This window comes from Cryobacterium sp. TmT2-59 (assembly GCF_004403545.1).
Classification (GTDB): Bacteria; Actinomycetota; Actinomycetes; order Actinomycetales; family Microbacteriaceae; genus Cryobacterium; species Cryobacterium shii.
Genome location: NZ_SOGM01000037.1, coordinates 16,997 through 41,656, shown reverse-complemented (window position 1 = coordinate 41,656; position 24,660 = coordinate 16,997). Strand labels below are relative to the sequence as shown.

The following is a 24,660-nucleotide window of genomic DNA, read 5'->3' as shown; positions in this document are numbered from 1 at the left end:
CCGCGGACGGGTGCCGCGGACGGGTGCCGCGGACGGGTGCCGCGGACGGGTGCCGCGGACGGGTGCCGCGGACGGGTGCCGCGGACGGGTGCCGCGGACGGGTGCCGCGAACGGGTGCCGCGAACGGCTGCCGCGAACGGCTGCCGCGAACGGCTGCCGCGAGCCGCGGCCGCCGCCGACTGAACCTCCGCGCGCACTACCGCGCGGCACTGACCCGCTTCGGCAGCACGAACACGAGCAGCAGGGCCAGCACGCTGAACGCGGCGCTGACGCCCATCGCAGCGGTGGCGCTGGCGGTGAAGCCGTCGGCGAGGGCCGCAGGGGTCGGGCCCGCCACCACCAGGGTGCCGAAGAACACGCTGCCGATGACGGCGATGCCGACCGCACTGCCGACCCGCTGCATCACGCCGACGACGCCGCTGGCCGCGCCGGCCTCCGAGCGGTCCACGGTGGCCACGATGAACTGGGCGTTCGGGGCGATGAAGAACCCGCTGCCGAGGCCGGCGATCGCGAGCGGCGGCAGCAGCTCCCAGTTCGTGATCTCGGGACCGATCAGCAGCAGGGCGAGCCAGATCCAGACCAGCCCGATGGTGACCAGCGCCACGCCGATGATCAGCACCGTGCGGCCGAGCCGCTGGGCCAGCCGGTTGCTCTGAGACGCCCCGATGATGGTGCCGAAGGCGAACGGAATCGAGACCAGCCCCGACTCGAGCGCGGTGTGCCCGAGCCCGGCCTGCCAGAGAATCGAGATGGTGAAGAAGATGCTGGTGAAGGCCGCGAAATAGACCAGGGCGAGCACGATGCCACCGCTGAAGGCCGGATGCCGGAACAGCTTCGGCGGCACCAGCGGGCTCTTGCCCCGGTGCGTGTAGTGAACCTCCCAGGCTCCGAACGCCACCACCAGCAGCGCACCGGCCGCGAGGGTGAGGTAGGTCCAGAGCGGCCAGCCCTGGTCCTGGCCCTCGATCAGCGGCACCAGCAGGGCCACCAGCCCGCCGGAGATGAGCAGCAGGCCCACCCAGTCGATGCCGCCGCGCTCGTCACCGGCGGCGCGCTCGGCGCCGGCCGGCAGCAGGATGGCGGCGGCGATCAGGGCCGCGACGCCGATCGGCAGGTTGACCCAGAAGACCAGGCGCCATCCGTTCTCGTCGCCGAAGGCCTGGATGATCAGGCCACCGAGGATCGGGCCGAGCGCCGTGGAGACGCCGATGACCGAGCCCATGATGGCGAACGCCTTGCCGCGGGCCAGTGGCGGGAACAGCAGCTGGATCACGGCGGTGACGGCCGGCACGAACATGCCGCCGGCGAGGCCCTGCACGACGCGGGCGATGATCAGCTGCAGGTCGTTCTGCGCGAGCCCGCAGGCGAGGCTGGCGAGGGTGAACAGCAACAGCCCGGTGAAGAAGACCCACTTATGGCCGATCCGGTCCCCGAGCCGGCCGGCCGGGATCAGGGCGATTCCGAAGGCGAGCGCGTAGCCGGAGATGATCCAGGAGAGGGTGGCCTCCGAGGCGTCGAGGCTGGTGCGGATGGTGGGCAGTGCCACGTTCACGATGGTGGTGTCGAGCAGGGCCATGAACATGCCGGCCAGCAGCACGACGAGGGCCTGCCAGGCGTGCCGTGAGACGACGGGTGCGGGCGGGGAGGCCCCGGGGGTCTTGGACGGGGTGGTCTTGGACATGGTCCGGATCCTCTCGAACGCTGGGGTGGATCGAACACCGTGGTGCGTCGAACGCTGTGGGGAACAGAAAACCCCCACTCCGAAGAGTGGGGGTTTTGTGTATCTGTCGGGGTAACAGGATTTGAACCTGCGACCTCGTCGTCCCGAACGACGCGCGCTACCAAGCTGCGCCATACCCCGATGGCCCGTAAGCCTTGTCAAGTATAACCCCACGAACGGGCAGGTCTCGACCTTTGGACGGCCTTCACGCAACCTGCCCGCGAGCTGCGGGTGACCCGCGCGCGGCCGCGACCTACGCGGCAGTGAGCGTGAGCAGGGTGGCCTCCGGCGGGCAGGCGAAACGCACCGGCGCGTAAATGGAGGTGCCCAGGCCCGCGGACACGTTGAGGTAGGCCGAGTGCAAGCCGGAGTCCCAGAGGCTGAGCCCCTTGACCTGCTGGCGCGGGATGTCGCAGTTGGTGACGAGGGCGCCGAACCGGGGAACGCAGACCTGGCCGCCGTGGGTGTGCCCGGCCAGGATCAGCTGGGCGCCGTGGTTCACGAAGGAGTTGAGCACGCGCTGGTAGGGCGCGTGGGCGACACCGATCGTGAGCGTCGGCCGCGGTTCGCTGGCCTCCTCGGGGTCGGGCCAGTGCTCCTCGGAGAGCGGGTCGCTCGCCCGCAGGTCGTCGATGGCGCGGGTGATCAGGTCGAGGCGGTCGCGCCTGATGTGCGGGTCGTCGACGCCGAACAGCTCGAGGTGGGTGCCGTTGAGGTCCAGCGCGCCGGCGGCGTTGTTGAGGTCGACCCAGCCGAGGTCGGCGAAGACGGCGTGCAGCCCGTCGATGTCGAGTTTCTCGTGCATCGCCGTGCGCAGCAGCGACGGCGCACCGAAGTACTTCAGTGGGTTCTTCAGAATCGGCCCGAAGTAGTCGTTGGAACCGTTGACGAAGATGCCCGGGATGCCGCGGAACGCCTCCAGCGCATATTCGATCCCCGGGATTCCGTCGGCGTGACCGAGGTTGTCGCCGGTGTTGACGACCAGGTCGGGCTTCAGCCCGGCGAGGCCGCGCACCCACTCCTGCTTGTCGCGCTGCCAGGGCGCCATGTGCAGGTCGGACAGGTGCAGAACCTTGATCGGGTCCGAACCCGGCGCGAGCACCGGAACGTCAACCTCGCGCAGGGTGAACATGCGGCGCTCCACGAGCGAACCCCAGGCGAACGCGGCGGCTCCGGCCGCGACGACCGCGCCGGTGCTCAGAGCGAGGGCGCGGCCCGCGGAGCCGGCCCGGCTCATCCGTTGCCCTTTCCGTTGCCGTTGGCGAGCTTGCCGACCACGATCGTGACGGCGCTGCCGGCTGCCGCACCCGTGCCGCCGGCGGGCGTCATCGAGAGAACGATGCCCACCTGCTTGGGATCGGTGACGTCCTGCTCCTTCTTATCCACGGCGAACCCCTGAAGGGCGGCCGTGGCCTCGGCCTCGGTCTTGCCGACGACGTCGGGTACCGCGCCGAGGTTGCCGTTGCTGGAGAACACCGTGATGGTGGCGCCGCGGCTCGCGGTGCCCGACGGGTCGGTGCGGGCCACGGTTCCGGCGGGCAGCTCGGAGTCGGTTGCTCCGCCGTCCACGACCTCGAACCCGGCGGCCTGCAGAACGGACGTCGCGTCGGCCATGGACTTGCCCCGCAGGTCAGGGATCGGAATCGGCACGGCCTGCAGCACCTTGCCGGAGGCCTCGGCGAAGGGTTCCCCGCCGTACTTCGCGTTCGCGACCGACATGACTGCGGGCCACATCCGGTGACGGGCGGTGGCGGCAGTGCCCTGGTCCCAGTAGACCTGGCGCTGGTTGATGTCACCGGTGACGCTGACGACGCCCACGACGGTGGCGACCTTGCTGCTCGACCCGCTCATCCAGGTGTCCTTGTTGCCGTCGGTGGTACCGGTCTTGCCGATCATCGGCACGCGCGGCTTCGTCGCGCTGTTTGACGCGGTGGCGGTGCCCTCCGTCATCACTTTCTGCATGGCATAGGTCATGCCGGCGTCGACCTCAGGGGTGACCGCCTGCGTGCACTCGGACTTGGGCGGGGCCATTTCGGTGCCGTCCGGCCCGATGATCTTGTCGATCACGATGGGGCTGCACTTGACGCCGTTGTTCGCGATGCCGGCGAAGGCGACGGCCATGCTCAGCGGGGCGACCTCGTTCGTGCCGAGCACCGCCGAGGGTCCCTGTTCCAGCGGTTCGAGGTTGGCACGGTGTACGCCGAAGGCCTCGGCCGTCTTACGGATGCCGCAGAGGTCGAGTTTCTTCGCCATCCCGATGAATCCGGTGTTGATGGAGCCGATCGTCGACTGGAGTGCGCTGTAGTTGGCGCCGGACTCGTTCGCATCGTTTTTCGGGTTGAAGGCGTAGCTCGCGTTGCCGTTACAGCTGTCCTTGAACACGCCCCAGTCCGATTTGCGACGGGAGTCGACCCGCTCGTTGAGCGCGTGTCCCTCGGTCAGCCATTCGCCCAGGGTGAAGACCTTGTAGGTCGAGCCGGGCTGGAACCCGCTCGAGCCGCCCTGGTCGATGTCGGTGTTGTAGTTGATGCCGGTGAAGTTCGCACCGGTGGCCTGGACTGCCGGGTCCTGGCTGTAGTCCTTGTTCTGGGTCATGGCCAGCACGCGGCCGGTTCCGACCTGCACGCTCGTGATGACGCCTCCGACATCCCAGTTGGGGTCCGTCTTGGGGACGTTCTCCGTCAGGGTCGCCTCGGCGGCGTCCTGCAGGTCAAGGTCGAGGGTCGTGTAGATGTTGTAGCCGCCGCGACGGAAGTTGGCCAACCGTGCGGCCTCGTCGGCTCCGAACGTCGAATCAGTCTGCAGGGTGTGCACGACGAGGTCGCAGAAGAACGCGCTGCCGCCGGCGGTCTGGCAGCCGGTGCTCGGTTCCGTGATGGTCGGCTCGATCGGCGTGGCCAGCGCGGCGTCATAGTCGGCCTGGGTGATCTTCTTGTACTTGAGCATCTCGCCGAGGATGTAGTCGCGGCGCTCCTTGTTGGCGGCGTACCCATTGGCGGCGCCGTTGGTTTCGCTCGCGGGGTCGTCGAGCTGGAACTTCACCGGGTTGTTCACGATGGCCACGAGGCTGGCGGCTTGCGGCAGGGTCAGGGCCGCGGCGCTGGTGTTGTAGTAGTAATTGGCAGCGGACTCGATGCCGTAGACGGATCCGCCGAAACCGTTGATGTTCAGGTACTGCCGCAGGATGTCGTCCTTGGGGTACTTCTTCTCCACCCCGATCGCCAGGCGCATCTCCTTGAGCTTCCGGTCGGGGCTGGTCTCCGTCGCCAGGTCGTAACAGGCGGTGCGCTTCTTCTGGTCGGCGAGCACCTCGCACTTCTGCACGAGAACGTTCTTGACGTACTGCTGGGTGATCGACGAGCCGCCGCGGGCGCTGCCGGTGGCCACGGTGCTCACGACGCCCTTGATGGTGCCTTCGAGGTCGATGCCGCCGTGCTCGTAGAAGCGCGGGTCCTCACCGGCGACGGCGGCATCCTTCACGAACTGGCTGATGCCATCCCAGGGAACCTCAACGCGGTTCTGGTCGTAGAAGGATGCGAGCAGCTGGGGCGTGCCGTCGGTGTGCATGGCATAGATATTGCTCTTCTGCGAGAGCTGGTCGATCGAGAGGTAATCGGGTAGGTTCTCGAAGACGTTGATGGTGTTCGTGGCGGTCATGCCCGAGAGGGCCAGCGCGGGAGTGACCGCAGCGGTGACGAGGACGCCGGCGATGGCGCTCATCCCGACGAAACCGAGGAGCCCGGCGAGGGCTCCACTGACCGAACGATTTATGGCAGACATACAATTGAGACTAAGTGACAAATCTGAAAAACAGCCTGAATCGGAGCCATATGCCTGCCTGGGAGTACCTCACCACCCCGCTGATGATTCACAACACAGCAGCCATCCTGAACAACTGGGGCTCTGACGGCTGGGAGCTCGTGCAGGTCGTTCCCGGGCCCGAAGGCGGGCTCGTCGCCTACCTCAAGCGCCCCCTCGCCACCGAAGGAGCCTGAACCATGTCACAGATCAAAGCCCGCCTCGCCGAGCTGGGTATCGACCTGCCCAGCGTCGTGCCGCCCGTCGCCACCTATGTTCCGGCCGTGATCAGCGGTTCGCTGGTCTTCACCTCCGGTCAGCTGCCGATGGTCTCCGGGGCGCTCCCGGCCACCGGCAAGGTCGGTGACGGCCACGGCCTCGTTCCCGCCGCCGACGCCCAGGCGTACGCCCGGCAGTGCGCGCTGAACGCGCTCGCCGCGATCGAAGCCGTGATCGGTTCGCTCGATCGCATCACGCAGATCGTCAAGGTCACCGGTTTCGTCGCATCCGCCCCGTCGTTCACGGGCCAGCCCGGCGTCATCAACGGGGCGTCGCAGGTTCTCGGCGAGATCTTCGGCGACCGGGGCGTGCACGCACGCTCGGCCGTCGGCGTCGCCGTGCTGCCGCTGGACTCGCCGGTCGAGCTGGAGCTGATCGTCTCCTTCGCCTGACCTCGCTCCCTGCCCCTCGCTCCCTGCCCCTCGCCCCTCGCCTGGCCCCCGCTCCCCGTGCTGAGGCCGGCAGCCCCGAACGAATTCGACGGAGATTTTGGTTTAAAAGTGCGAAATGGGCTCTGAAACGGCGTTCTAGCCCAAAATCTCCGTCGAATTGGTTGGAGGGGGCTGCGTTGGGGGCCGGTTTAGGCGGGCGGCGCGGCGCGCTGCGCGGAGCGGGCTGCGCGGGTCACGCGGGCTGCGCGGGTCACGCGGGCGGCGCGGGTCAGGCGCGCCGGGCGTGACGGATGCGCCGCCGCCCGCCCGGCCCAGGAAGCGAACCGCTGCGACGGGAGCTCGACCCACCGGTACATCAGCTGGGCCAGCAGAAGGCTGAGCGGCACCGAGACCAGGGCGGCCAGCCACCACCGGGACGGGCCGAAGATGTTCCCGAAGGCGACCACGATCGGGAAGTGCACGAGGTACAGGCTGAAGCTGATTGACCCCAGCCAGACCAGGGGGCGAACGGTCAGCGGCCTCTGCAGCGGCGGCCACAGGGCGACGACGGCGACGATCAGCACGGCACCCGGTACGCGCAGGGCGAGGGTCAGGTCTCCCCACGGACCGGAAACCAGCGGCCGCACGAGCCAGTGCGCGATCAGCAGGAGCGGCCCGAGCGCGGTCAGGCCGACCCAGGCGACGGTGCCCCAGCGATGCGCGGTCAGTGCGGCGCCGCGGGCGCGTAGAGCGTCGACGTTCGCCGCGAGCAGCGTGCCGAGCGCGAACGCCGGGAGATACATCAGCGGCTCGATGTGCTCGACGTAGCCGAACCCCGAGACCGCGATCAGGACCGCTGCCCAGATCGGGGTCCACCGCCGGGTGGCCGCGGCCAGCAGCACCCCGGCCGGGAGCAGCAGCGAAAACCACATCTCCCAGGCCAGCGACCACAGGGGCGGGTTGACATCGGGCCGGTTGGTCGAGCCGATGACGCTGGCCTCGCTCAGCAGATTGGCGAGGCCGACGTTCGGATCGTCCTGCCGGGCCAGCCAGGCCCCGCCGGCATCGCCACCGGTGCGGGGGACGAGGGCGATCCAGGCGGCGGCCAGGGCGACGGACACCACGACCGGAACCGCGAGCCGGATGATCCGGCGCGGAAAGTAGGAGCGCCAGTTGTAGGCCGTGGCCGCCAGGGGCGACAGCACGAGCACGAATCCGCTCAGCACGAAGAAGACGAGCACGAACTCGGGCCCCGCGAACAGGATCTTGAGCGGGGACAGCGTCGTCCACCAGCCCACCGACCAGAGGGCAACGCCGTCGCTGGACTCGTAGGCCGCGGAGATCGCCGGCACGGTCATCGACACGTGGTGCACCAGCACGATCAGCGCCGCGACCCCGCGGAGAGCGTCGAGGGCGAGCAGGCGGCCGGGCGGGGCTGGGCGAGGGTCAGTCATCGCCCACCACGCTAGGCGCGGCGGTTGAGTGTTTCCTCCGCGAACGAATTCGACGGAGATTCTCACTTAAACAGGCCCAAACGGATGCTGTGGGCTGGTTTTCGCGAAAATCTCCGTCGAATTGGTTAGGAGCGGAGCAGTGAAGCGGAAGCGGAAGCGGAAGCGGAGGCGGGGGAGACCCGGCCCTACTTCAGGGTGGACATGATGGCCGTCATCACGGAGGTGTCGGCCAGCGTGGTCGTGTCGCCGACCTCGCGGCCCTCCGCGACATCCTGCAGCAGACGCCGGATGATCTTGCCCGAGCGCGTCTTCGGCAGCTCGTTCACGATGAAGATCTGGCGGGGGCGCGCGATCGCACCGATCTGCTGGGCCACGTGCGCCCGCAGCACGGCCTGAAGGTCCGCGTGCGAGGACTCCTCCAGGTGGCTGTACTTGATGATGACGAAGGCCACCACGGCCTGGCCGGTCGTGTCATCGTGCGCTCCGACCACGGCCGCTTCGGCCGTCATCGGGTGCGCCACCAGCGACGACTCGATCTCGGCCGTCGACAGGCGGTGCCCCGACACGTTCATCACGTCGTCGACCCGGCCGAGCAGCCAGATCTCACCGTCGCGGTCGAGGCGGGCGCCGTCGCCCGCGAAGTAACGCGGGTTCTCCGAACCGAACTTCTCCCAGTAGGTCTCCTTGAACCGCTCCGGGTCGCCCCAGATGCCGCGCAGCATCGACGGCCACGGTTCGGTGACCACGAGCAGGCCACCGTTGTCGCGGCCGACGTGGTTGCCCTCGTCATCGAGCACGTCGATCACCACACCGGGGATCGGGCACTGCGCCGAACCCGGCTTCGTGGTCGTCACGCCGGGCAGGGCGGAGATCATGATCGCCCCGGTCTCGGTCTGCCACCAGGTGTCCACGATCGGCGCGACGTTGCCGCCGATGACCTCGCGGTACCACATCCAGGCCTCCGGGTTGATGGGCTCGCCCACCGACCCCAGCAGGCGCAGGCTCGTCAGGTCGAAGCCCTGCGGAATCTGACGGCCGAGCTTCATGAACGTACGGATGGCGGTGGGCGCCGTGTAGAGGATGCTCACCTTGTACTTCTCGATGATCTCCCACCAGCGGCCCGGGTGCGGGGTGTCCGGAGTGCCCTCGAAGAGCACCTGGGTGGCGCCGTTGGCGAGCGGGCCGTAGACCACGTAGCTGTGGCCGGTGATCCAGCCGACGTCGGCGGTGCACCAGTAGACATCCGTCTCGGGGTGCAGGTCGAACACGTTCTTGTGGGTGAAGGCCGTCTGGGTCAGATAGCCGCCGGTGGTGTGCAGGATGCCCTTGGGCTTTCCGGTGGTGCCCGACGTGTAGAGGATGAACAGCGGGTTCTCGGCGGGGAAGCCCTCGGCCTCGTGCTCCGCGTCGACCGAGGCGAGCTCGTCGTGCCACCAGAGGTCGCGGTCGAACCACTCCACGAAGCCTTCGGTGCGCTTGACGACGAGCACGTTGCGCACGGTGGTCTCGCCGCTCTCCAGGGCCGCGTCGACGGCCGGCTTGAGCGCGGAGGCCTTGCCCTTGCGGTAGCCGCCGTCGGCGGTGATCACGAGCACCGCATTGGCGTCGTCGATGCGCGAGCGGAGGCTCTCGGCGCTGAATCCGCCGAAGATCACGGAGTGCACGGCACCGATGCGGGCCACGGCCAGCATCGCGATCACGGCTTCGGGGATCATCGGCAGGTAGATGGCTACCCGGTCGCCGGCGTTCACGCCGAGTTTCGTCAGCACATTCGCAGCCCGCTTCACCTCGGCGGTGAGCTCGGCGTACGTGATGTCCCGGGAGTCGCCCGGCTCGCCTTCGAAGTGCAGGGCCACCCGGTCGCCGTTGCCGGCCAGCACGTGCCGGTCGAGGCAGTTCCAGGCCACGTTCAATTCGCCGTCTTCGAACCACTTGGCGAAGGGCGGGTTCGTCCAGTCGAGCGTCTTCGTGAACGGCTTCTTCCAGTCCAGGAGTTCGCGGGCCTGGTCAGCCCAGAACTTCAAACGGTCGTCCGCGGCGTCCTGATACAGCGCGGGAGTTGCGATGGCCTGGGCCGCGAATTCCGGCGTCGGCGGGAATCTACGGGTTTCGTGGAGAAGGTTGTCGATCTTTACACTCATGCGGATGTCGCTCCTTTGCGATGCGTGGTTTCGGTTCGACGGCCGGCCCGGTGGAGGCCAGGACCGGCTCGTGCGGTGCCCCGCGAATCGGGGCGTTGCGGCCATTGCCGGCGCCGAACTGTCCCCGCCGTGGCGTGGGGTAACTCGGCGCCTGCGGCAGCCGGGTGTGGTCTTACGCTGCCGGTCCTACGGGCAGCATGTTTCGCTTGAACGTGGAATTTGCCACGACCGCGAACGAGGCGTACCAGGCGAGCAGCGCCGTGATCAGTCCCAGCCAGCCCCCGACCCGGGTGAAAGCGACGACGCCGGAATACGCGCCGATGGAGAGGCAGAAGAAGGTGACGGTCAGAACAACGAAAATCAGGAAGACGGCCATGCTGGTCTTGCGTGCCGCGATGGTCATATATAAGGAGAAGATCGCCCAGGCGAACAGCCAGACGCCCACTCCCTTGCCGGCGTCCGCGCCGGCGGCGGACAAATCGGTCGCTGTAGCCAGGTACCAGAACGACATCCAGAAGGCGCCGAACGAGGTGAAGGCTGTCGCGCCGAAGGTGTTGCCCTTGGCGAATTCCCACATTCCGGCCGCGAACTGTGCGATGCCGCCGTAGAAGAGAGCCAGGCTGAACACGATCGGTTCAACCGTTGCCGGAAGAAGACCGGCGTTCACGGTGCTGAGTACGAACGTTGTCAGGGCGAATGCGCCCAGACCGAGCGCTGCTGGATCTGCGAATGAAGCGGGACCGCTGACGACGGCTGCGGGAGCCGCATTCGCCTCGGGTTGTAAGTCCGTATCGATGTTCTTCATTGAACCCCTCAATTTTCCCCTGGCGCCAGCACTGGCGTCCTCTTCAAGCTACACCACGGCCCGGCGTCATGATTTCGATGACATTGAGGGCAAATTTCGCTGCGGTAACACCCCTAATTGTGGGCCCATCAGGCCGCATGGATCCATGTCCTCATTTATGAGGACACAAAGGACTTGCGCATCTGTAATTCCCCTTGTACATTGGGACACGTCCGAACGAAAGTTTAGACCTGCGGTGTGTTTGGTTCCCCCCAATCAACGCACTGCCGAGGCGGCACCTGTTCCCCCCAATAGGTGCCGCCCCCCTTTTTTTAACCGGCGGTTTTCACCCGGTGGATTCCGACCGGGGCTCCTCCCCAGGGCGCGGGTCGCCTCGTTTCTGTCAGGTGCACGGGCCTGACCGCACAGCGCCGCCGCCGGGCCTACCGTCGACGCATGCCGTCTCCGTTCATCGCCGTGCCGTCCTACGCCGCTCAGGGCGCGGCTCCTGCCGGGCCGACACTCGAGGGCGCGGCGCGCGACACGCCGTCCCCAGACGCGCCCGCCCCAGACCAGCCCGCCCTCGATGTCTCCGGGCTCGGCCCGCTCGCCCGGTTCGCCGCCGCCCGGCAGGTCACCGACCTGTTCGTCAACGGCGAAGCCGGGCTGTGGGTCGACGCCGGTCACGGCCTCGTGCGCGAGCCGGGCTGGGCCTGCCCCGAGACGCAGGTGCGCGAGCTGGCGGTGCGTCTGATCGCCCTCGGCGGGCGCCACATCGACGAGGCCAGCCCCTGCGTCGACGTCAGGCTCTCCGACGGCATCCGGGTTCATGCGGTTCTGCCGCCGGCGTCGAGCACCGGCACCCTGCTCTCGATCCGGCTGCCCCGGGCCGCGCGACCGAGTCTCGCCGCGCTCGCGCAGGCCGGCCTGTTCGGGCCGGGTGAGGAGGCCGTTAGTCTCGTCCAGCGGCTCCGGGCCGCGGTGCACCACCGGGAGAATCTGTTGATCACGGGCGCGGCCGGCAGCGGCAAGACCACCCTGCTCGCGGCCCTGCTGGGGGAGGCGCCGCCGGGCGAACGCATCGTCGTGATCGAGGACGTCGCCGAACTGCGCATCGACCACCCGCACGTCGTCGCGCTCGAGTCGCGCCAGGCGAACCTCGAGGGGGCCGGGCGGATCGGGTTGGACAGCCTCCTGCGTGAGGCGTTACGGATGCGCCCCGACCGGCTCGTGCTCGGCGAATGCCGCGGCGGCGAAATCCGGGAACTGCTGGCGGCCCTGAACACCGGCCACGACGGCGGCGCGGGAACCCTGCACGCGAATTCGGTGCGGGACATCCCGGCCCGGCTGGAGGCGCTCGGCGCGCTCGCCGGGATGAGCCCCGAAGCGGTGACCCGCCAGGCCGTGAGCGCGATCGGGCTGGTGCTGCACCTGGAGCGCCGCGACGGCCTGCGCCGGCTCGCGCCCCCGGCCCGGTTCGCGCTCGACGGCCACCGGCTGGTGACCGTGCCGGTCGAGCGAGAGGAGCGGGGCCAGGGCGCCGCGACCAGGGGCCACGGCAGGCGGGCCGCCGCAGCCCCGACGGATGCGCTGCCGAGGGACACAAAGCCAAGGGACCCGGCGCTGCCGCGGGACCCGACGCCGAAGGACACACTGCCGCGGGACCCGCCGTGAGACGGTGGCGCCGGACACCCGAACCGGCGATGGAGCAGGTCGCACAGGTGACCCAGCGCCTTGCGGTGCTGCTGGCCGCGGGCGTCTCGCCGGCCTCCGCCTGGGAATATCTCGACGTGACCTCTGCGAGCGGAGGCCCCGAGGCCCCGCCGGGGGCGCCCGCATCGACGGCTCGAGGCGCATCGACGGCCCGGCGCGAATCGACGACTTCGCCCGCCCAGCCCGCGCCGATCATCCGTGCGGCGGCCGCNGCGCCCGCATCGACGGCTCGAGGCGCATCGACGGCCCGGCGCGAATCGACGACTTCGCCCGCCCAGCCCGCGCCGATCATCCGTGCGGCGGCCGCCGCCGGGCGCCGGGGCGAGAGCATCGCGGATGCCGTCGCCGCGGAGGCCGGCCTGCTCGGCGGTCCGGTCGGCGAGGCCTGGCTCGGGCTGGCGGCGGCGTGGCAGGTGGCCACCCAGGCCGGGGCGCCGCTGGCGGCCTGCCTGCGCCAGCTCGCGGGATCCTTCCGGGAGCTCGGACAACTGCACACCGACCTCCAGGTCGCCCTCGCCGGGCCGAGCGCCACGGCGCGGATGGTGGCGTTCCTGCCCGTAGTCGGCGTCCTGCTCGGCAGCCTGCTGGGCTTCGACACGCTGCGCACGCTGTTCCTCACCGTGCCGGGCTGGGTCTGCCTGGCGGGCGGGGCGGCGCTGATGCTGGCGGCCGACCGCTGGAACCGGTGGCTCGTCCGGGGGGCCCGGGCGCGCGACCAGACCCCGGGTCTCGAACTCGAACTGACCGCGATCGCCATGACCGGCGGCGGCTCGATCGACCGGGCCCGGGGCCTGGTCGACGCGGCTGCCGAGCGGTTCGCGCTGCGCCGCGGGCACTCGGTGGCCGCCATCGAGCAGGTGCTCGCCCTGTCGCAGCGGGCAGGGGTCCCGGCCGCCGAGCTGCTGCGCAGTGAAGCCGAGCAGCTGCGCCGGGACGCCCGCAGTGACGGCCAGCGCAGGGCCGCCACCCTCGGCGTCACGCTGATGATCCCGCTCGGAGTCTGCGTGCTGCCCGCCTTCATGCTGATCGGGGTCGTGCCGCTGCTGGTGACCGTCCTGTCCTCCACAGTCCTGGTCTTCTGACGGATCGCACCGATTTCCGCCCCGGCGATCGGGCCGACCCGTGCCGGGAGAGTCTGGGTGCACTCGTGCCGCCACACACCGCGTCGCCCGACGCGAGAAGGAGACGAACGCATGCCCAGCACCGATCCAACCAGCACCGGTCCCACCCCCACCGGTCCCACCGTTCCCGCGGGCACACTCGACCCGGCCGGCACGTCGCGCTGGGCCTCGAACGCCGGCTCCTCGGGCCGGCGCTCCCGCCTAATGCGGGCGTGGCCGCGCCGGCGCGACGAGACCGGGGCGGCGACGGCCGAATACGCGGTCGCGACCATGGCCGCGGTCGGCTTCGCCGGCCTGCTGATCGTGATTCTGCGCGGCGACGAGGTGCGCGGCATCCTCACCGACCTGGTGCGCAATGCCCTCACCGTGGGGTAGCCGACCGGTGCCGCGGCACACCGGGGAGCGTGGCAGCGTCACCGCCGAATTCGCGACCGTCGTGCCGGCCGTGCTGCTCGTGCTGGCCTGCTGCCTGGGGGCCGTGCAGGTCGTCGGCCAGCAGGTGCGGTTGACGGATGCCGCGGCCGGCGCCGCCCGGTCCCTCGCCCGCGGGGACAGCACCGACCGGGCCGCGGGGCTCGTCGACCGGGCCGTGCCGGGCACCTCGCTGACGTCGGAGCGGCGCGGCGAATTCGTCTGCGTGCGGCTCAGCGTGCCGAGCGCCTTCTCGCCCTTCGCAGCCTTCGGGCTGACCCTGACGGCCGGGTCCTGCGCGCTCGCCGGGGGGCTCTGATGCGGCGGACCCTGTTTCGATGGACCCGGATGCGCCGGTTCCGCACCTGGATGTGCCGGGCTCAGTTTCCGCGCACGCGGTCAGGGCGCGGCGAACGGGGGTCCGGCACGGTGCTCGCGGTCGGGGTGATCGGCGCGGTGCTCCTGGTGACGGCGGTGGTCGTTCCGCTGTTCGCCGTGCTGGCGGTCGGGCGGGCGGTGCAGGGGTCCGCGGATGCCGCGGCGCTGGCCGCCGCCGACACGGCCTCGGGCGCCGTGGCCGGGGTGCCCTGCGAGGCCGCAGCCGAGGCGGCCAGGCTCAACGGGGCATCCGTCACCGCGTGCTCGGTCGAGGGGCTGATCGCCTCGGTCAGCATCGGGCGCGGCTACCTCGGCCTCGACCTGGGTGCACGGTCACGCGCGGGACCGCCGCCCGGTTGACCTGCGCGGTCGGCGGGGCGGGAAGGTCAGGCGGGTCAGACCTACTGGCCGGATCTGTCGAGCCGGGTCAGTCGCGTCGGTTCAGTCGCGCCGGATCAGTCGAAAACGGCCTCGATGAAACGGTAGTCGACGGCGGTGGGGCGCTCCGGAAACTCGGAGGAGCCGAATTCGAGGCCGGCGCCGCGCATGTACAGATACCGCTTCTTGCCGGAGTCGGCCGGGATTTCGAGTCGCGGCCGTGGATCACCGGATTCGAGGAACTCGGTGGTGACGGTTTTGCCTTCGAGGGGGCCGTCCGTGAGCTTCGCGGTGTACGTGCCCGTTGCTGTTGTAGCCATGTTTCTATTGTCTCCGCGAGCGCCTGCCTGGCAACCCCCAATGCCGGTGGCGGTCCGGCACGAGTTGGCAGGGACTCCGGTGCAGTGTGTATGGTGTGCCTTGGCCCATCCTTGGACCCGTACCTATAAAGAGGAGTCTGGTGCCAGGCACTAAGAAGCTGGTCATTGTCGAATCGCCGACGAAAATGAAGTCGATCGCCGCCTATCTGGGCGACGGCTACGAGGTTTTGTCCTCGGTCGGCCACATCCGCGACTTGATTGAGCCCAAAAACCTCCCGCCGGAACTCAAAAAGGGTCCCCTCGGCAAATTCTCGGTCGATGTGGACAACGGCTTCGAGCCGTACTACGTGGTGTCCGACGCGAAGAAGAAGACCGTGGCCGAGCTCAAGCGGGCCATGAAGAACGCCGACGAACTCCTGCTCGCAACTGATGAGGACCGCGAAGGCGAGGCCATCGCCTGGCACCTGCTGCAGGTGCTGCAGCCCAAGGTCCCCGTGAAGCGCATGGTCTTCCACGAGATCACCAAGGAAGCGATCCTCCAGGCCAAGGACAACACCCGCGACCTCGACACCGCCCTCGTCGACGCCCAGGAGACCCGGCGCATCCTCGACCGCATCTACGGCTACGAGATCTCGCCCGTGCTCTGGCGCAAGGTGGGCCCCGGCCTGTCCGCCGGCCGGGTGCAGTCCGCGGCCACCCGCCTCGTCGTCGAGCGCGAACGCGAACGCCTGGCGTTCGTGTCGGCCGGCTACTGGGACCTGATCGCCCAGCTCGCCCCTGGCACGTCGGCGACGGATGCCGCGTTCCAGTCCAAGCTCGTCCGCCTCAACGGTGAGCGCATCGCGTCCGGCGGCGACTTCGACGACCTCGGCCAGCTCAAGCCGAAGGTGTCCGCGGTCACGCTCGACGAGGCATCCGCCCTCGCTCTCGCCGACGCCCTCAAGGAGCCGTCCGTCGCGCTGACCGTGACGAAGGTGGCCTCCAAGCCGTACCGGCGCAGCCCGGCCGCGCCGTTCACGACCTCGACCCTGCAGCAGGAGGCCGCCCGCAAGCTGCGCTTCACCGCCCGGCAGACCATGAGCGTGGCCCAGTCGCTCTACGAAAACGGGTACATCACCTACATGCGTACCGACTCGCCGTCGCTCTCGCAGCAGGCGATCACGGCCGCACGCACCCAGGCGTCGGCGCTCTACGGCGCGGAAACCGTGCCCGACAAGCCCCGCCTGTACAAGGGCAAGAGCAAGAACGCACAGGAGGCGCACGAGGCGATCCGCCCGTCCGGCGACACCTTCCGCACCCCGCCCTCGCTCGCGTCCACCCTGCGCGGCAACGACTTCAAGCTGTACGACCTGATCTGGAAGCGCACCGTCGCCTCGCAGATGGCGGATGCGACCGGTTCGACCGCGTCGGTCACCATCGCGGCCGGCCCGACCGGTCCCGCCGCGCACCCCGCGGCATCCGGAGCGCTCGCCGAGTTCTCCGCCAGCGGAACCGTGATCACCTTCCGCGGCTTCATGCTGGCCTACGAGGAATCCCGCGACGAGGAGCGCAACGCGCCCACCGACGCGACCGAGTCGAAGCTGCCGCCGCTCGAAGAGGGCCAGAAGTTGACCCTGCTCGAGGTGGAGGCCAAGGGCCACGAGACCACCCCGGCCGCCCGCTACACCGAGGCCAGCCTGGTCAAGAAGCTCGAAGAGCTCGGCATCGGCCGCCCGTCGACGTACGCATCGATCATCTCCACGATCACCGAGCGCGGCTACGTCACCCCGCGCGGCCAGTCCCTGGTGCCCAACTGGATCGCGTTCTCCGTCGTGCGCCTGCTCGAGGAGTACTTCTCCGACCTGGTCGAATACGACTTCACCGCCGAGATGGAAGACGACCTCGACCGCATCGCCGACGGCAAGGCCGACCGGGTCGACTGGCTGACCAGCTTCTACTTCGGCTCCGAGAAGCACCGCGGCCTGCGCCAGGTCATCGACAACCTCGGCGAGATCGACGCCCGCTCGATCAACTCGATGCCCATCGGCGATGACATCACCCTGCGCATCGGCAAATACGGTCCCTACCTCGAGGTCATCGACCCCGAGGCGTCCCCGGATGCGCCGCCGCGCCGCGTCAACATCCCGCCGGACCTCGCGCCCGACGAACTGACCCCGGCGAAGGCCCGTGAACTCATCGACGCGCCGGTCATCACCGACCGCGTGATCGGCGTGAACCCGGAGAACGGCAAGAGCATCGTGGCGAAGGACGGCCGGTTCGGTCCCTATGTCACCGAGCTGGAGCCGGTCGCCGAGGTCGTCGAGCCGGGCGAGACCATCGACCCGGTGACCGGCGAGGTGACGCTGCTATCCGATTCGGTTGCCGCCGAGGCCGCCGCGACGACCACGGCCGCCACGGCAGCCGCCGCGGCCAAGCCCAAGCGCAAGGGCGCGGTTAAGAAGGTCGCCGCCGTGAAACCGCGCACGGCTTCGCTGTTCAAGACCATGGACCTGGCCACGATCGACCTCGACACCGCTCTGCACCTGCTCGCCCTGCCGCGCACGGTGGGCGTCGACCCGGAATCGGGTTCCGAGATCACGGCGCAGAACGGCAAGTTCGGCCCCTACCTGAAGAAGGGCGTCGACACCCGTTCGCTGACCAGCGAGGACCAGATCTTCGAGATCGACCTGGCCGGCGCGGTCGAGCTCTACGCCCAGCCCAAGTACGGCGCACGGCGGGCGTCGAGCGCCCTCAAGGAGTTCGAGGCGCCCGACCCCGAGAGCGGCAAGGCCATCAAGATCAAGGACGGCCGGTTCGGCGCCTACGTCACCGACGGCGTCACCAACGCGACCATCCCCAAGGCCGAAACGGTGGAGGAGGTCGACTTCGACCGCGCCGTACAGCTGCTGGCCGACAAGCGTGCCAAGGGACCGGTCGTGAAGAAGGCCGCGGCCAAGAAGGCGCCGGCGAAGAAGGCCCCGGCCAAGAAGGCGGCCGTGAAAAAGGCGCCAGCCAAGAAGGCCGCCGTGAAGACGACGACGGCGTCGGGGGCCACCACCACCGTGCGGAGGGCTCCGGGCACGAAGACCGGGGCGGCGAAGACCAGTGCCGCGAAGGTCGGGACGGCCCGCACCGCAGTGGTCAGGACCCCCGCCCAGAAGGCGGCGACCGCAGCGAAGGCCGCAGCGACCCGGGCGGCCACCGCGGCCGCCAAGGCCGCCGCGAACCAGGCATCCGCGCAGTCGTGACCGGGCTGTTCATCACGGTCGAGGGCGGCGACGGGTCAGGCAAGACGACCCAGTCGCAGCTCCTCACCGACTGGCTCGAGCAGGGCGGACGCACCGTCCTGCGCACCCGCGAGCCCGGCGGCACGCCGGTCGGCGTCCTGATCCGCGAGATCGTGCTGCATCACCGCGGCGAGGTGTCCCCCCGCGCGGAAGCGCTGCTCTACGCGGCCGACCGCGCGCAGCACATCGCGACCGCGGTGCGCCCGGCGCTCGCCCGCGGCGAAGTGGTGATCCAGGACCGCTACCTCGACTCATCCGTCGCCTACCAGGGTGCCGGGCGGGTGCTGGGTGCGGACGAGATCCGCGAACTGTCGCTCTGGGCGGCGGAGGGTCTGCTGCCCGAGCTCACCATCCTGCTCGACCTCGACGAGGACGTCGCCCGCGGGCGGCTCGACGCCGATAACAAGCGGTTCGACCGGCTGGAGGCCGAGAAGAGCGACTTCCACCGCCGGGTGCGCGCCGCGTTCCTCGGGCTGGCTGCGGCCGAGCCGGAGCGTTTCCTGGTCGTGGATGCCGCGCTGCCGGTCGCGGAGATCGCCGCCGTCATCCGTGAGCGCGTCGCCGCACTGCTCTGACCTTCCGCAGTCGCGGGCATGAGTCACTCCCAGGCCGGCGCCGCCGCAGAAACCCCCGCCCCTAACGAATTCGACGGAGATTTTGCCCGTACACACTGTTTTGGGCCCTAAACCGGCCGTTTTCGGCAAAATCTCCGTCGAATTGGTTCGGCACCGGACACGGCGCTTCGCTGGGCGCTTCGCTGGGCGCTCGCTCGGCTGACCACGCCTCAGCACGAGTTCCAAGCCCTCTGTCACCGGCGGAAGGTACTCTGGTTCGATGCGAGTCTGGGACGATCTGACGGGTCAGGCGGATGCGATCGCCATCTTCCGCGCGGCGGCCGAAGGGCCGGCCGGCGATGAGGCGCGCTCGGCGGCGCCGTCGGCCATGACGCACGCCTGGCTGATCACCGGCCCGCCCGGATCCGGCCGCTCGAATCTCGCCTTCGCGTTCGCTACCGCGCTGCTGAGCCCGGGCACGGAAGACGGCCTGGAGACCACGCGGCGCCTCGTCGACGCGCGCACGCATCCCGACCTGATCGTCCTGTCGACCGAGGGCGTCATCATCAAGATGGAATCGGTCAAGGAAGCCGTGAAGCGCTCGCAGTATTCGCCCTCGGTGGGCCGGTACCGGGTGATCGTGGTCGAAGACGCCGACCGCATGGTCGAACGCACCTCGAACGTGCTGCTCAAGGCGCTCGAAGAGCCGCCGGAGCGCACCGTGTGGATCCTCTGCGCCCCGAGCGAAGCCGACCTGCTGCCCACCATCCGGTCCCGCGTGCGCTCGGTGCGGCTGCGCGTGCCGAGCATCGACGACGTCGCCGGCCTGCTCGTCGCCCGCGACGGCGTCGATCCGGCCACCGCCGAGCGGGCCGCGCGCGAGGCGCAGAGCCACATCGGCATGGCGCGGCGCCTGGCGACGAACCCCGAGGCGCGCGCCCGGCGTGAGGAGACCCTTAGGGCGGCCCTCGGCATCCGTGGCGTGTCCGCGGCCGTGAACGGCGCTGCCCGGCTGCTGGCCATCGCCGGCGACGACGCGAAGGCGATCACCCTCGAGCGTGACGCCGCCGAACGCGAGGGCGTGCTGCGATCGCTGGGCGTGGAGCCCGGCCAGTCCGTGCCGCCCGGGCTGCGCAGCCAGATCAAGGCCCTCGAAGACGACCAGAAGCGGCGGGCCACCCGCAGCCTCCGCGACGGGATCGACCGCATCCTGGTGGACCTGACCTCGCTCTACCGCGACGTGATCATGGTGCAGCTGGGTCGCGAGGCCAGCGTGATCAACCGCGAGCTGCTCTCTGAGGTGCGGGCCGCGAGCGCCGCCTGCGCGCCCCCCGCGACGCTGGCGACACTGGATGCGATCGCCCAGGCCCGGCAGAGAATCGAATCGAATGTGGCGCCGGCCCTTGCCCTCGAGGCAATGCTTGTCTCGGCGATCCGCCGATGACATCGCCCACGCACCAGGCACCACGGAAGAGGAACCCGTTGACCAGACGAACCCGTTTGCGCACCGCCCCGGTGCTGGCTGGAAAGACGGTGCTGGCCCGCACCACGGTGGCTGCGCTGGTGCTCGCGCTCGGCCTGACCGGCTGCGTGCCGTTGTTCCTGCCGCAGCAGGCGCCGACGACGTCCGCCCCGACGGGTGAGAAGGTCAGCGCCGCCCTCAAACCGTTCTACAGCCAGGTGCTGAAGTGGAAGGACTGCGGCGACGGCCTGCAGTGCACCACGGCCTCGGCGCCGCTCGACTGGACCGACCCCGGCACCGAGAAGGTGGACCTGGCGCTGGTGCGGCATCCGGCCACGGGCACCCGGGTCGGCTCCCTGCTCGTCAACCCCGGCGGCCCCGGCGGATCCGGGTACGACTTCGCGAAAGAGTCCCTCGACTACGCGACGGATGCGAAGCTGCAGGCCGGTTTCGACGTCGTCGGGTTCGACCCCCGCGGCGTCGGCCGCTCCTCGAGCGTCACCTGCTACGAGCCCGCCCAGATGGACGAGTACCTCTACGGACTCCCCGTCGCGGCCCGCGGCTCGGACGCCTGGATCCAGGAGCTCACGGTGGCGGCCGCCGACTTCGGCGACGCCTGCCAGAAGAACACCGGCGCCCTGCTCGGCCACGTCGACAGCGTCAGCGCAGCGCACGACCTCGACCTGCTGCGCGCCGTCCTCGGAGACAAGAAACTCAACTTCCTCGGCTACTCCTACGGCACCTTCCTCGGCGCGACCTACGCCGAACTGTATCCCGGCAAGGTGGGCAGGCTCGCCCTCGACGGCGCGCTGGACCCCTCCACCACCAACGCCGACGTCACCCGGGTGCAGGCCACCGGCTTCGAAAACGCGCTGCGGTCCTACCTGGCCGACTGCCTGGCGGGGGAGAACTGTCCCTTCGACGGCTCCGTCGACGACGCCATGGCCACCATCGGGGCGCTGCTCGCCTCGGTCGACGTGAGTCCGATCACAGCCACGGATGGCCGCCAGCTCGGCGCGAACACGCTGCTCACGGCGATCATCTACCCGCTCTACCAGGCCACGGCGTGGCCCAACCTGAGCGAGATGTTCACCAGCGTGCTGAACGGGGACGCCGACGTGGCCTTCCAATTCGCGGACGGCTACAACGGCCGCTCCGCCGACGGCAAATACCTCGACAATTCCACCGAGGCCTTCATGGCCATCAACTGCGTCGACTACAGCTACAACGCGGACCCTGCGCTGATGCGTGCCCAGGCCGCCGAGATCGAGGCCGCCGCGCCGACGATCGGCAAGTACATGACCTTCGGCGATATCGGCTGCGCGAACTGGCCGTACAAGTTCACCGGGGAACGCAGCCAGATCAAGGCCGAAGGGGCCGCCCCGATCCTGGTCGTCGGCACCACGAACGACCCGGCAACCCCGTACGTCTGGGCCCAGAGCCTCGCCGACCAGCTCGACAGCGGCGCCCTCGTCACCTACACGGGTGAGGGGCACACCGCCTACAACAAGTCGAACGCCTGCGTGAACACGGCCGTCGACGACTACCTGCTGAAGGGCGCGGTGCCCGCGAGCGACCCGATGTGCTGACCCAGGCCAGGCCAGGCCCAGCCGGACCCGGCCCGGTCGGACGGGCCGGGCATCCGGCTGCAGATTTGCGCACCGTGTAAGAATTGAGCCATGTCGGTGCATAACGATGAACCCGGCCTGCGCGAGCGGAAGCGGCTGGCGACCAGGCGTGCCATCCAGCGGGCGGTCCTGACCCTGTCCTGTGACCGGGGCCTGGAGAAGGTGACCGTCGAGGACATCAGCCGGGTCGCCGACATCTCGCCGCGCACGTTCTTCAACTACTTCGCGTCCAAGGATGCCGCGCTGGTCGGCGACGAACTCGACCTGGCGTCGGAGCCGGAGATCGAGGCCTTCGTGCACGCTGGGCCGAGCGAGGACATCCTGGCCCAGCTGGCCGTATTGCTCTCCGACAGCCTGCGCAGCACGGAGGGCGACCGCGAGATCCACCAACTGCGCCGCACGGTGATGAAGGAGAACCCTTACCTGTTCGGCATGCGGATGGCCACCCTGCGCACCTTCGAGGGCCGGCTGCAGGAGATCATCGGCCGGCGCTTCGTCACCGACCACCCCGAGCTCGGTGCCGAGTCGGCCGAGCTGCAGCAGAAGGCCCTCCTCTTCACGCTGGTCACGGTGGCGGCGCTCCGCCACGCTTGGCGCTGCTGGGCCGAGGAGGAACCGGCGCGGCCGTTGGCCGAGCATGTGACGGCATCCTTCGCGCAGCTGTGCGAGATGACCCGCCAGACCAGCTAAGCTTAGTTGCTGTGTCACCGAGCGTCTCCGCAAGGGGAAATCGTGCGTCACGCCGCCTTAGCTCAGTCGGTAGAGCGTCTCACTCGTAATGAGAAGGTCATCAGTTCGATTCTGATAGGCGGCTCCACGTAAACTCTCCGCCCGCGGTCACCCGGACCCTCCGCGTTGGTCGTCGCCCGGCCACAACCCCGGCCCGCCGTTGAACGAATTCGACGGAGATTCTGCTGTAAAACTGTTGTTTTCAGGGTTTTGAGCCCGATGTGGGCAAAATCTCCGTCGAATTCGTTAGGGGCACGCTGTGGTGGTCTCGCGGGCGGGTGCAGGGGCGGGTGCGGGCACAGCGGGGGAGGATGCGGTTTCGACGCCGGGGATGCGGTCCGCGGCGGCCGGCCGGCGGTTCGCCCTGGCGGCCATGCTCGGCGTGGCGGCCTATGTCCTGGTGGACGTCGTGCTGCAGCTGCTACCGCCGCACTACAGCCCGATCCGCGACGCCGAGAGCAATCTCGCGGTCGGCCCGTACGGCTGGCTGATGAACCTCAACTTCCTCGGCCGAGCGGTCACGACCGGGGCCGCGGTCCTCGCCATCGGCTCGGTCGGTCCCGCCTCCCGCACGCGGCGCACCGGTCTGCTGCTGTTGCTCATGGGGGGAGCGTGCTCCGCGATCCTCGCCGCCCTGCCCACGGATGTCCCCGCACCCGGCGACCTGGTTGTGCGCACCCACACTCCCACCGGCCTCGCGCACCTGGGTGTGGCCGGGTCGGGGTTCCTGGCTGCCCTGGCCGCGGTCACCGTGCTGACGGTCTGGATGCGCGGCAGCGACGTGCACCGGGCCGTCCCGGCGGCCGTGAGCCTCGCCGCCCTGGCCGCCGCCGGGCTGCTGGCGCTGGGGGTGACCACCGCGTTCGTCCCGGAGCTGCTGGGCCTCGCGGAACGGCTGTGCCTGGCCGGCATCCTCGGCTGGACCTATCTGGTGAGCGCCGCCATCCGTCGCCCCGGCCGGCCGGCCAGCCCAGGCCTGACCCGCCGGCCAGCCCAGGCCTGACCCGCCGGCCAGCCCAGGCCTGACCCGCCGGCCAGCCCAGGCCTGACCCGCGCGCCTGACCAGCAGCCCGGCAGGCCCGCTCGCGCCGCGCACTCGCTAGGCTCGTTCCATGACCGACTCAATCCGCTGGGGAATCCTGGCCACGGGCGGGATCGCCCACTCCTTCACGAACGACCTCGTCCTGAACGGCTTCACGGTGCAGGCGGTCGGATCTCGCTCGCAGGCCTCGGCCGACGCCTTCGCGGCGGAGTTCGGCATCCCCACGGCCCACCCGAGCTACGAGGCTCTGGCCGCCGACCCGGATGTCGACATTATCTACATCTCGACCCCGCACCCGTTCCACGCCGAGAACGCCAGGCTCGCCCTGAACGCCGGCAAGCACGTGCTGATCGAGAAGCCGATCACCCTGAACGGGGCCGAGGCGCGCGAGATCGCCGACCTCGGTGCGCGGCTGGAGCTGCTGGTGCTGGAGGGCATGTGGACCCGTTTCCTGCCGCACATGGTGAGGATCCGTGAGATCCTCGCCGAGGGAACCCTCGGCGACGTTCGCTCCCTGATCGCCGACCACACCCAGGACCTGCCGGACGACCCGGCGCACCGGCTGAACGCCCTGCACCTGGGCGGCGGGGCGCTCCTCGACCTCGGCATCTACCCGATCACGTTCGCCTCCGAACTGTTCGGACGCCCCGAGACCGTGCTCGCGAGCGCGACCTTCAAGGCGACCGGCGCCGACGCGCAGGTGGCCACGATCTTCCGCTACGCGGGCGGGCAGATCGCCCAGACCCTGTCGGCCAGCGACACGGCCGGCCCGAACACGGCCACCATCCTCGGCACGCGAGGCCGCATCGACATCGACCGAACCTGGTACGCGCCCACGGACTTCCGGGTGCTCAACAGCGCCAACGAGGTCGTCGAGACCTTCACCGCCGAGATCACCGGGCGCGGCATGCACTACCAGGCGGCCGAGGCCGAGCAGCTGATCCGGGCCGGCAAGATCTCGAGCGACATCATGCCGGTCGAAGAGGCGGTGGCGATCATGGAGACGCTCGACCTGGTGCGCGCGCAGATCGGGCTGCGGTACCCGGGCGAATAGCGAAACCCCGAGCCGGCGTGCCCCTAACTGGGGTGCCCGCAGCGCGGGGCAACCGGC

At 69.6% G+C, this 24,660-nt stretch carries 21 protein-coding genes and 2 tRNA genes; 15 read left to right on the top strand and 8 right to left on the bottom strand.

What is annotated here, in order from left to right:
- Window positions 1–196 precede the first annotated feature (196 nt).
- The 4 genes from E3T24_RS06230 to E3T24_RS06215 form a co-directional block, all read right to left on the bottom strand.
- The gene (locus E3T24_RS06230; protein WP_134367995.1) at window positions 197–1,681 is read right to left on the bottom strand and encodes an MFS transporter; all 1,485 of its coding nucleotides are present in this window, start codon (window positions 1,679–1,681) and stop codon (window positions 197–199) included.
- Between the two features lie 106 nt (window positions 1,682–1,787).
- Window positions 1,788–1,861, bottom strand: a tRNA-Pro gene (locus tag E3T24_RS06225).
- A gap of 112 nt (window positions 1,862–1,973) precedes the next feature.
- Window positions 1,974–2,957 (bottom strand): metallophosphoesterase, encoded by a 984-nt coding sequence (locus E3T24_RS06220; RefSeq protein ID WP_134367996.1) that lies wholly within the window; start codon window positions 2,955–2,957, stop codon window positions 1,974–1,976.
- Entirely contained in the window at window positions 2,954–5,500 is a 2,547-nt protein-coding gene (locus E3T24_RS06215; RefSeq protein WP_134434430.1) for a transglycosylase domain-containing protein, read from the bottom strand. The genes E3T24_RS06220 and E3T24_RS06215 overlap by 4 nt, the downstream gene beginning before the upstream one ends.
- Window positions 5,501–5,550: 50 nt before the next feature.
- Between E3T24_RS06215 and E3T24_RS06210 the strand changes: the two genes are divergently transcribed.
- Both E3T24_RS06210 and E3T24_RS06205 read left to right on the top strand, forming a co-directional pair.
- On the top strand, window positions 5,551–5,715 hold the full coding sequence (locus E3T24_RS06210; RefSeq protein ID WP_134367998.1) for a DUF4177 domain-containing protein: 165 nt from the start codon (window positions 5,551–5,553) through the stop codon (window positions 5,713–5,715).
- Window positions 5,716–5,718: 3 nt separating this feature from the next.
- On the top strand, window positions 5,719–6,189 hold the full coding sequence (locus E3T24_RS06205) for a RidA family protein (protein WP_134402805.1): 471 nt from the start codon (window positions 5,719–5,721) through the stop codon (window positions 6,187–6,189).
- 188 nt (window positions 6,190–6,377) lie between these two features.
- On the opposite strand, the gene E3T24_RS06200 is transcribed toward E3T24_RS06205, so the two are convergent.
- The 3 genes from E3T24_RS06200 to E3T24_RS06190 form a co-directional block, all read right to left on the bottom strand.
- Window positions 6,378–7,622 carry an acyltransferase gene (locus E3T24_RS06200; protein WP_134434429.1) on the bottom strand — a complete coding sequence of 415 codons (1,245 nt, stop codon included), beginning with the start codon at window positions 7,620–7,622 and terminating at the stop codon, window positions 6,378–6,380.
- Window positions 7,623–7,807: 185 nt separating this feature from the next.
- A complete protein-coding gene (acs, locus tag E3T24_RS06195; RefSeq protein ID WP_134366075.1) occupies window positions 7,808–9,763 on the bottom strand; it encodes an acetate--CoA ligase in 1,956 nt (651 codons plus the stop codon).
- A gap of 172 nt (window positions 9,764–9,935) precedes the next feature.
- Window positions 9,936–10,568, bottom strand: a complete 633-nt coding sequence (locus E3T24_RS06190; RefSeq protein WP_134434428.1) for a GPR1/FUN34/YaaH family transporter — start codon at window positions 10,566–10,568, stop codon at window positions 9,936–9,938.
- Window positions 10,569–11,003: 435 nt separating this feature from the next.
- On the opposite strand from E3T24_RS06190, the gene E3T24_RS06185 reads away from it, so the two are divergent.
- From E3T24_RS06185 to E3T24_RS06165, 5 genes are all read left to right on the top strand, one after another.
- A complete protein-coding gene (locus E3T24_RS06185) occupies window positions 11,004–12,221 on the top strand; it encodes a TadA family conjugal transfer-associated ATPase (RefSeq protein WP_134434427.1) in 1,218 nt (405 codons plus the stop codon).
- Between the two features lie 47 nt (window positions 12,222–12,268).
- The gene (locus E3T24_RS06180; protein ID WP_134434426.1) at window positions 12,269–13,342 is read left to right on the top strand and encodes a type II secretion system F family protein; all 1,074 of its coding nucleotides are present in this window, start codon (window positions 12,269–12,271) and stop codon (window positions 13,340–13,342) included.
- Between the two features lie 243 nt (window positions 13,343–13,585).
- Window positions 13,586–13,756, top strand: coding sequence for a DUF4244 domain-containing protein (locus tag E3T24_RS18245; protein ID WP_134402693.1), 171 nt, complete (start codon window positions 13,586–13,588; stop codon window positions 13,754–13,756).
- A gap of 7 nt (window positions 13,757–13,763) precedes the next feature.
- On the top strand, window positions 13,764–14,111 hold the full coding sequence (locus tag E3T24_RS06170) for a TadE family type IV pilus minor pilin (protein WP_241975884.1): 348 nt from the start codon (window positions 13,764–13,766) through the stop codon (window positions 14,109–14,111).
- A complete protein-coding gene (locus E3T24_RS06165; RefSeq protein WP_241975883.1) occupies window positions 14,111–14,530 on the top strand; it encodes an Rv3654c family TadE-like protein in 420 nt (139 codons plus the stop codon). Before E3T24_RS06170 ends, E3T24_RS06165 begins: the two co-directional genes overlap by 1 nt.
- Window positions 14,531–14,625: 95 nt before the next feature.
- Here E3T24_RS06165 and E3T24_RS06160 read toward each other — a convergent pair whose 3' ends face one another.
- Window positions 14,626–14,868, bottom strand: coding sequence for a hypothetical protein (locus E3T24_RS06160; RefSeq protein WP_134365437.1), 243 nt, complete (start codon window positions 14,866–14,868; stop codon window positions 14,626–14,628).
- A gap of 140 nt (window positions 14,869–15,008) precedes the next feature.
- Here E3T24_RS06160 and topA point away from each other — a divergent pair, with 140 nt between their 5' ends.
- From topA to E3T24_RS06115, 8 genes are all read left to right on the top strand, one after another.
- The gene (gene topA / locus E3T24_RS06155) at window positions 15,009–18,095 is read left to right on the top strand and encodes a type I DNA topoisomerase (protein WP_134410484.1); all 3,087 of its coding nucleotides are present in this window, start codon (window positions 15,009–15,011) and stop codon (window positions 18,093–18,095) included.
- Window positions 18,092–18,709, top strand: a complete 618-nt coding sequence (gene tmk / locus E3T24_RS06150) for a dTMP kinase (protein WP_241975882.1) — start codon at window positions 18,092–18,094, stop codon at window positions 18,707–18,709. The genes topA and tmk overlap by 4 nt, the downstream gene beginning before the upstream one ends.
- 259 nt (window positions 18,710–18,968) lie before the next feature.
- The gene (locus E3T24_RS06145) at window positions 18,969–20,132 is read left to right on the top strand and encodes a DNA polymerase III subunit delta' (protein ID WP_134434425.1); all 1,164 of its coding nucleotides are present in this window, start codon (window positions 18,969–18,971) and stop codon (window positions 20,130–20,132) included.
- 38 nt (window positions 20,133–20,170) lie between these two features.
- On the top strand, window positions 20,171–21,739 hold the full coding sequence (locus E3T24_RS06140; protein ID WP_241975881.1) for an alpha/beta hydrolase: 1,569 nt from the start codon (window positions 20,171–20,173) through the stop codon (window positions 21,737–21,739).
- 90 nt (window positions 21,740–21,829) lie between these two features.
- The gene (locus tag E3T24_RS06135) at window positions 21,830–22,468 is read left to right on the top strand and encodes a TetR/AcrR family transcriptional regulator (protein WP_134365432.1); all 639 of its coding nucleotides are present in this window, start codon (window positions 21,830–21,832) and stop codon (window positions 22,466–22,468) included.
- 51 nt (window positions 22,469–22,519) lie between these two features.
- A tRNA-Thr gene (locus E3T24_RS06130) sits at window positions 22,520–22,595 on the top strand.
- A 243-nt stretch (window positions 22,596–22,838) separates the two neighbouring features.
- Window positions 22,839–23,510, top strand: a complete 672-nt coding sequence (locus E3T24_RS06120) for a DUF998 domain-containing protein (protein WP_134365431.1) — start codon at window positions 22,839–22,841, stop codon at window positions 23,508–23,510.
- Between the two features lie 109 nt (window positions 23,511–23,619).
- Entirely contained in the window at window positions 23,620–24,603 is a 984-nt protein-coding gene (locus E3T24_RS06115) for a Gfo/Idh/MocA family oxidoreductase (protein ID WP_134434424.1), read from the top strand.
- Window positions 24,604–24,660 lie beyond the last annotated feature (57 nt).

Coding starts and splice junctions, on each gene's coding strand:
- E3T24_RS06230 (WP_134367995.1), bottom strand. CDS start 1,681: ATGTCCAAGACCACCCCGTCCAAGACCCCCGGGGCCTCCCCGCCCGCA.
- E3T24_RS06220 (WP_134367996.1), bottom strand. CDS start 2,957: ATGAGCCGGGCCGGCTCCGCGGGCCGCGCCCTCGCTCTGAGCACCGGC.
- E3T24_RS06215 (WP_134434430.1), bottom strand. CDS start 5,500: ATGTCTGCCATAAATCGTTCGGTCAGTGGAGCCCTCGCCGGGCTCCTC.
- E3T24_RS06210 (WP_134367998.1), top strand. CDS start 5,551: ATGCCTGCCTGGGAGTACCTCACCACCCCGCTGATGATTCACAACACA.
- E3T24_RS06205 (WP_134402805.1), top strand. CDS start 5,719: ATGTCACAGATCAAAGCCCGCCTCGCCGAGCTGGGTATCGACCTGCCC.
- E3T24_RS06200 (WP_134434429.1), bottom strand. CDS start 7,622: ATGACTGACCCTCGCCCAGCCCCGCCCGGCCGCCTGCTCGCCCTCGAC.
- acs (WP_134366075.1), bottom strand. CDS start 9,763: ATGAGTGTAAAGATCGACAACCTTCTCCACGAAACCCGTAGATTCCCG.
- E3T24_RS06190 (WP_134434428.1), bottom strand. CDS start 10,568: ATGAAGAACATCGATACGGACTTACAACCCGAGGCGAATGCGGCTCCC.
- E3T24_RS06185 (WP_134434427.1), top strand. CDS start 11,004: ATGCCGTCTCCGTTCATCGCCGTGCCGTCCTACGCCGCTCAGGGCGCG.
- E3T24_RS18245 (WP_134402693.1), top strand. CDS start 13,586: ATGCGGGCGTGGCCGCGCCGGCGCGACGAGACCGGGGCGGCGACGGCC.
- E3T24_RS06165 (WP_241975883.1), top strand. CDS start 14,111: ATGCGGCGGACCCTGTTTCGATGGACCCGGATGCGCCGGTTCCGCACC.
- E3T24_RS06160 (WP_134365437.1), bottom strand. CDS start 14,868: ATGGCTACAACAGCAACGGGCACGTACACCGCGAAGCTCACGGACGGC.
- E3T24_RS06145 (WP_134434425.1), top strand. CDS start 18,969: ATGCGAGTCTGGGACGATCTGACGGGTCAGGCGGATGCGATCGCCATC.
- E3T24_RS06135 (WP_134365432.1), top strand. CDS start 21,830: ATGTCGGTGCATAACGATGAACCCGGCCTGCGCGAGCGGAAGCGGCTG.
- E3T24_RS06120 (WP_134365431.1), top strand. CDS start 22,839: ATGCGGTCCGCGGCGGCCGGCCGGCGGTTCGCCCTGGCGGCCATGCTC.
- E3T24_RS06115 (WP_134434424.1), top strand. CDS start 23,620: ATGACCGACTCAATCCGCTGGGGAATCCTGGCCACGGGCGGGATCGCC.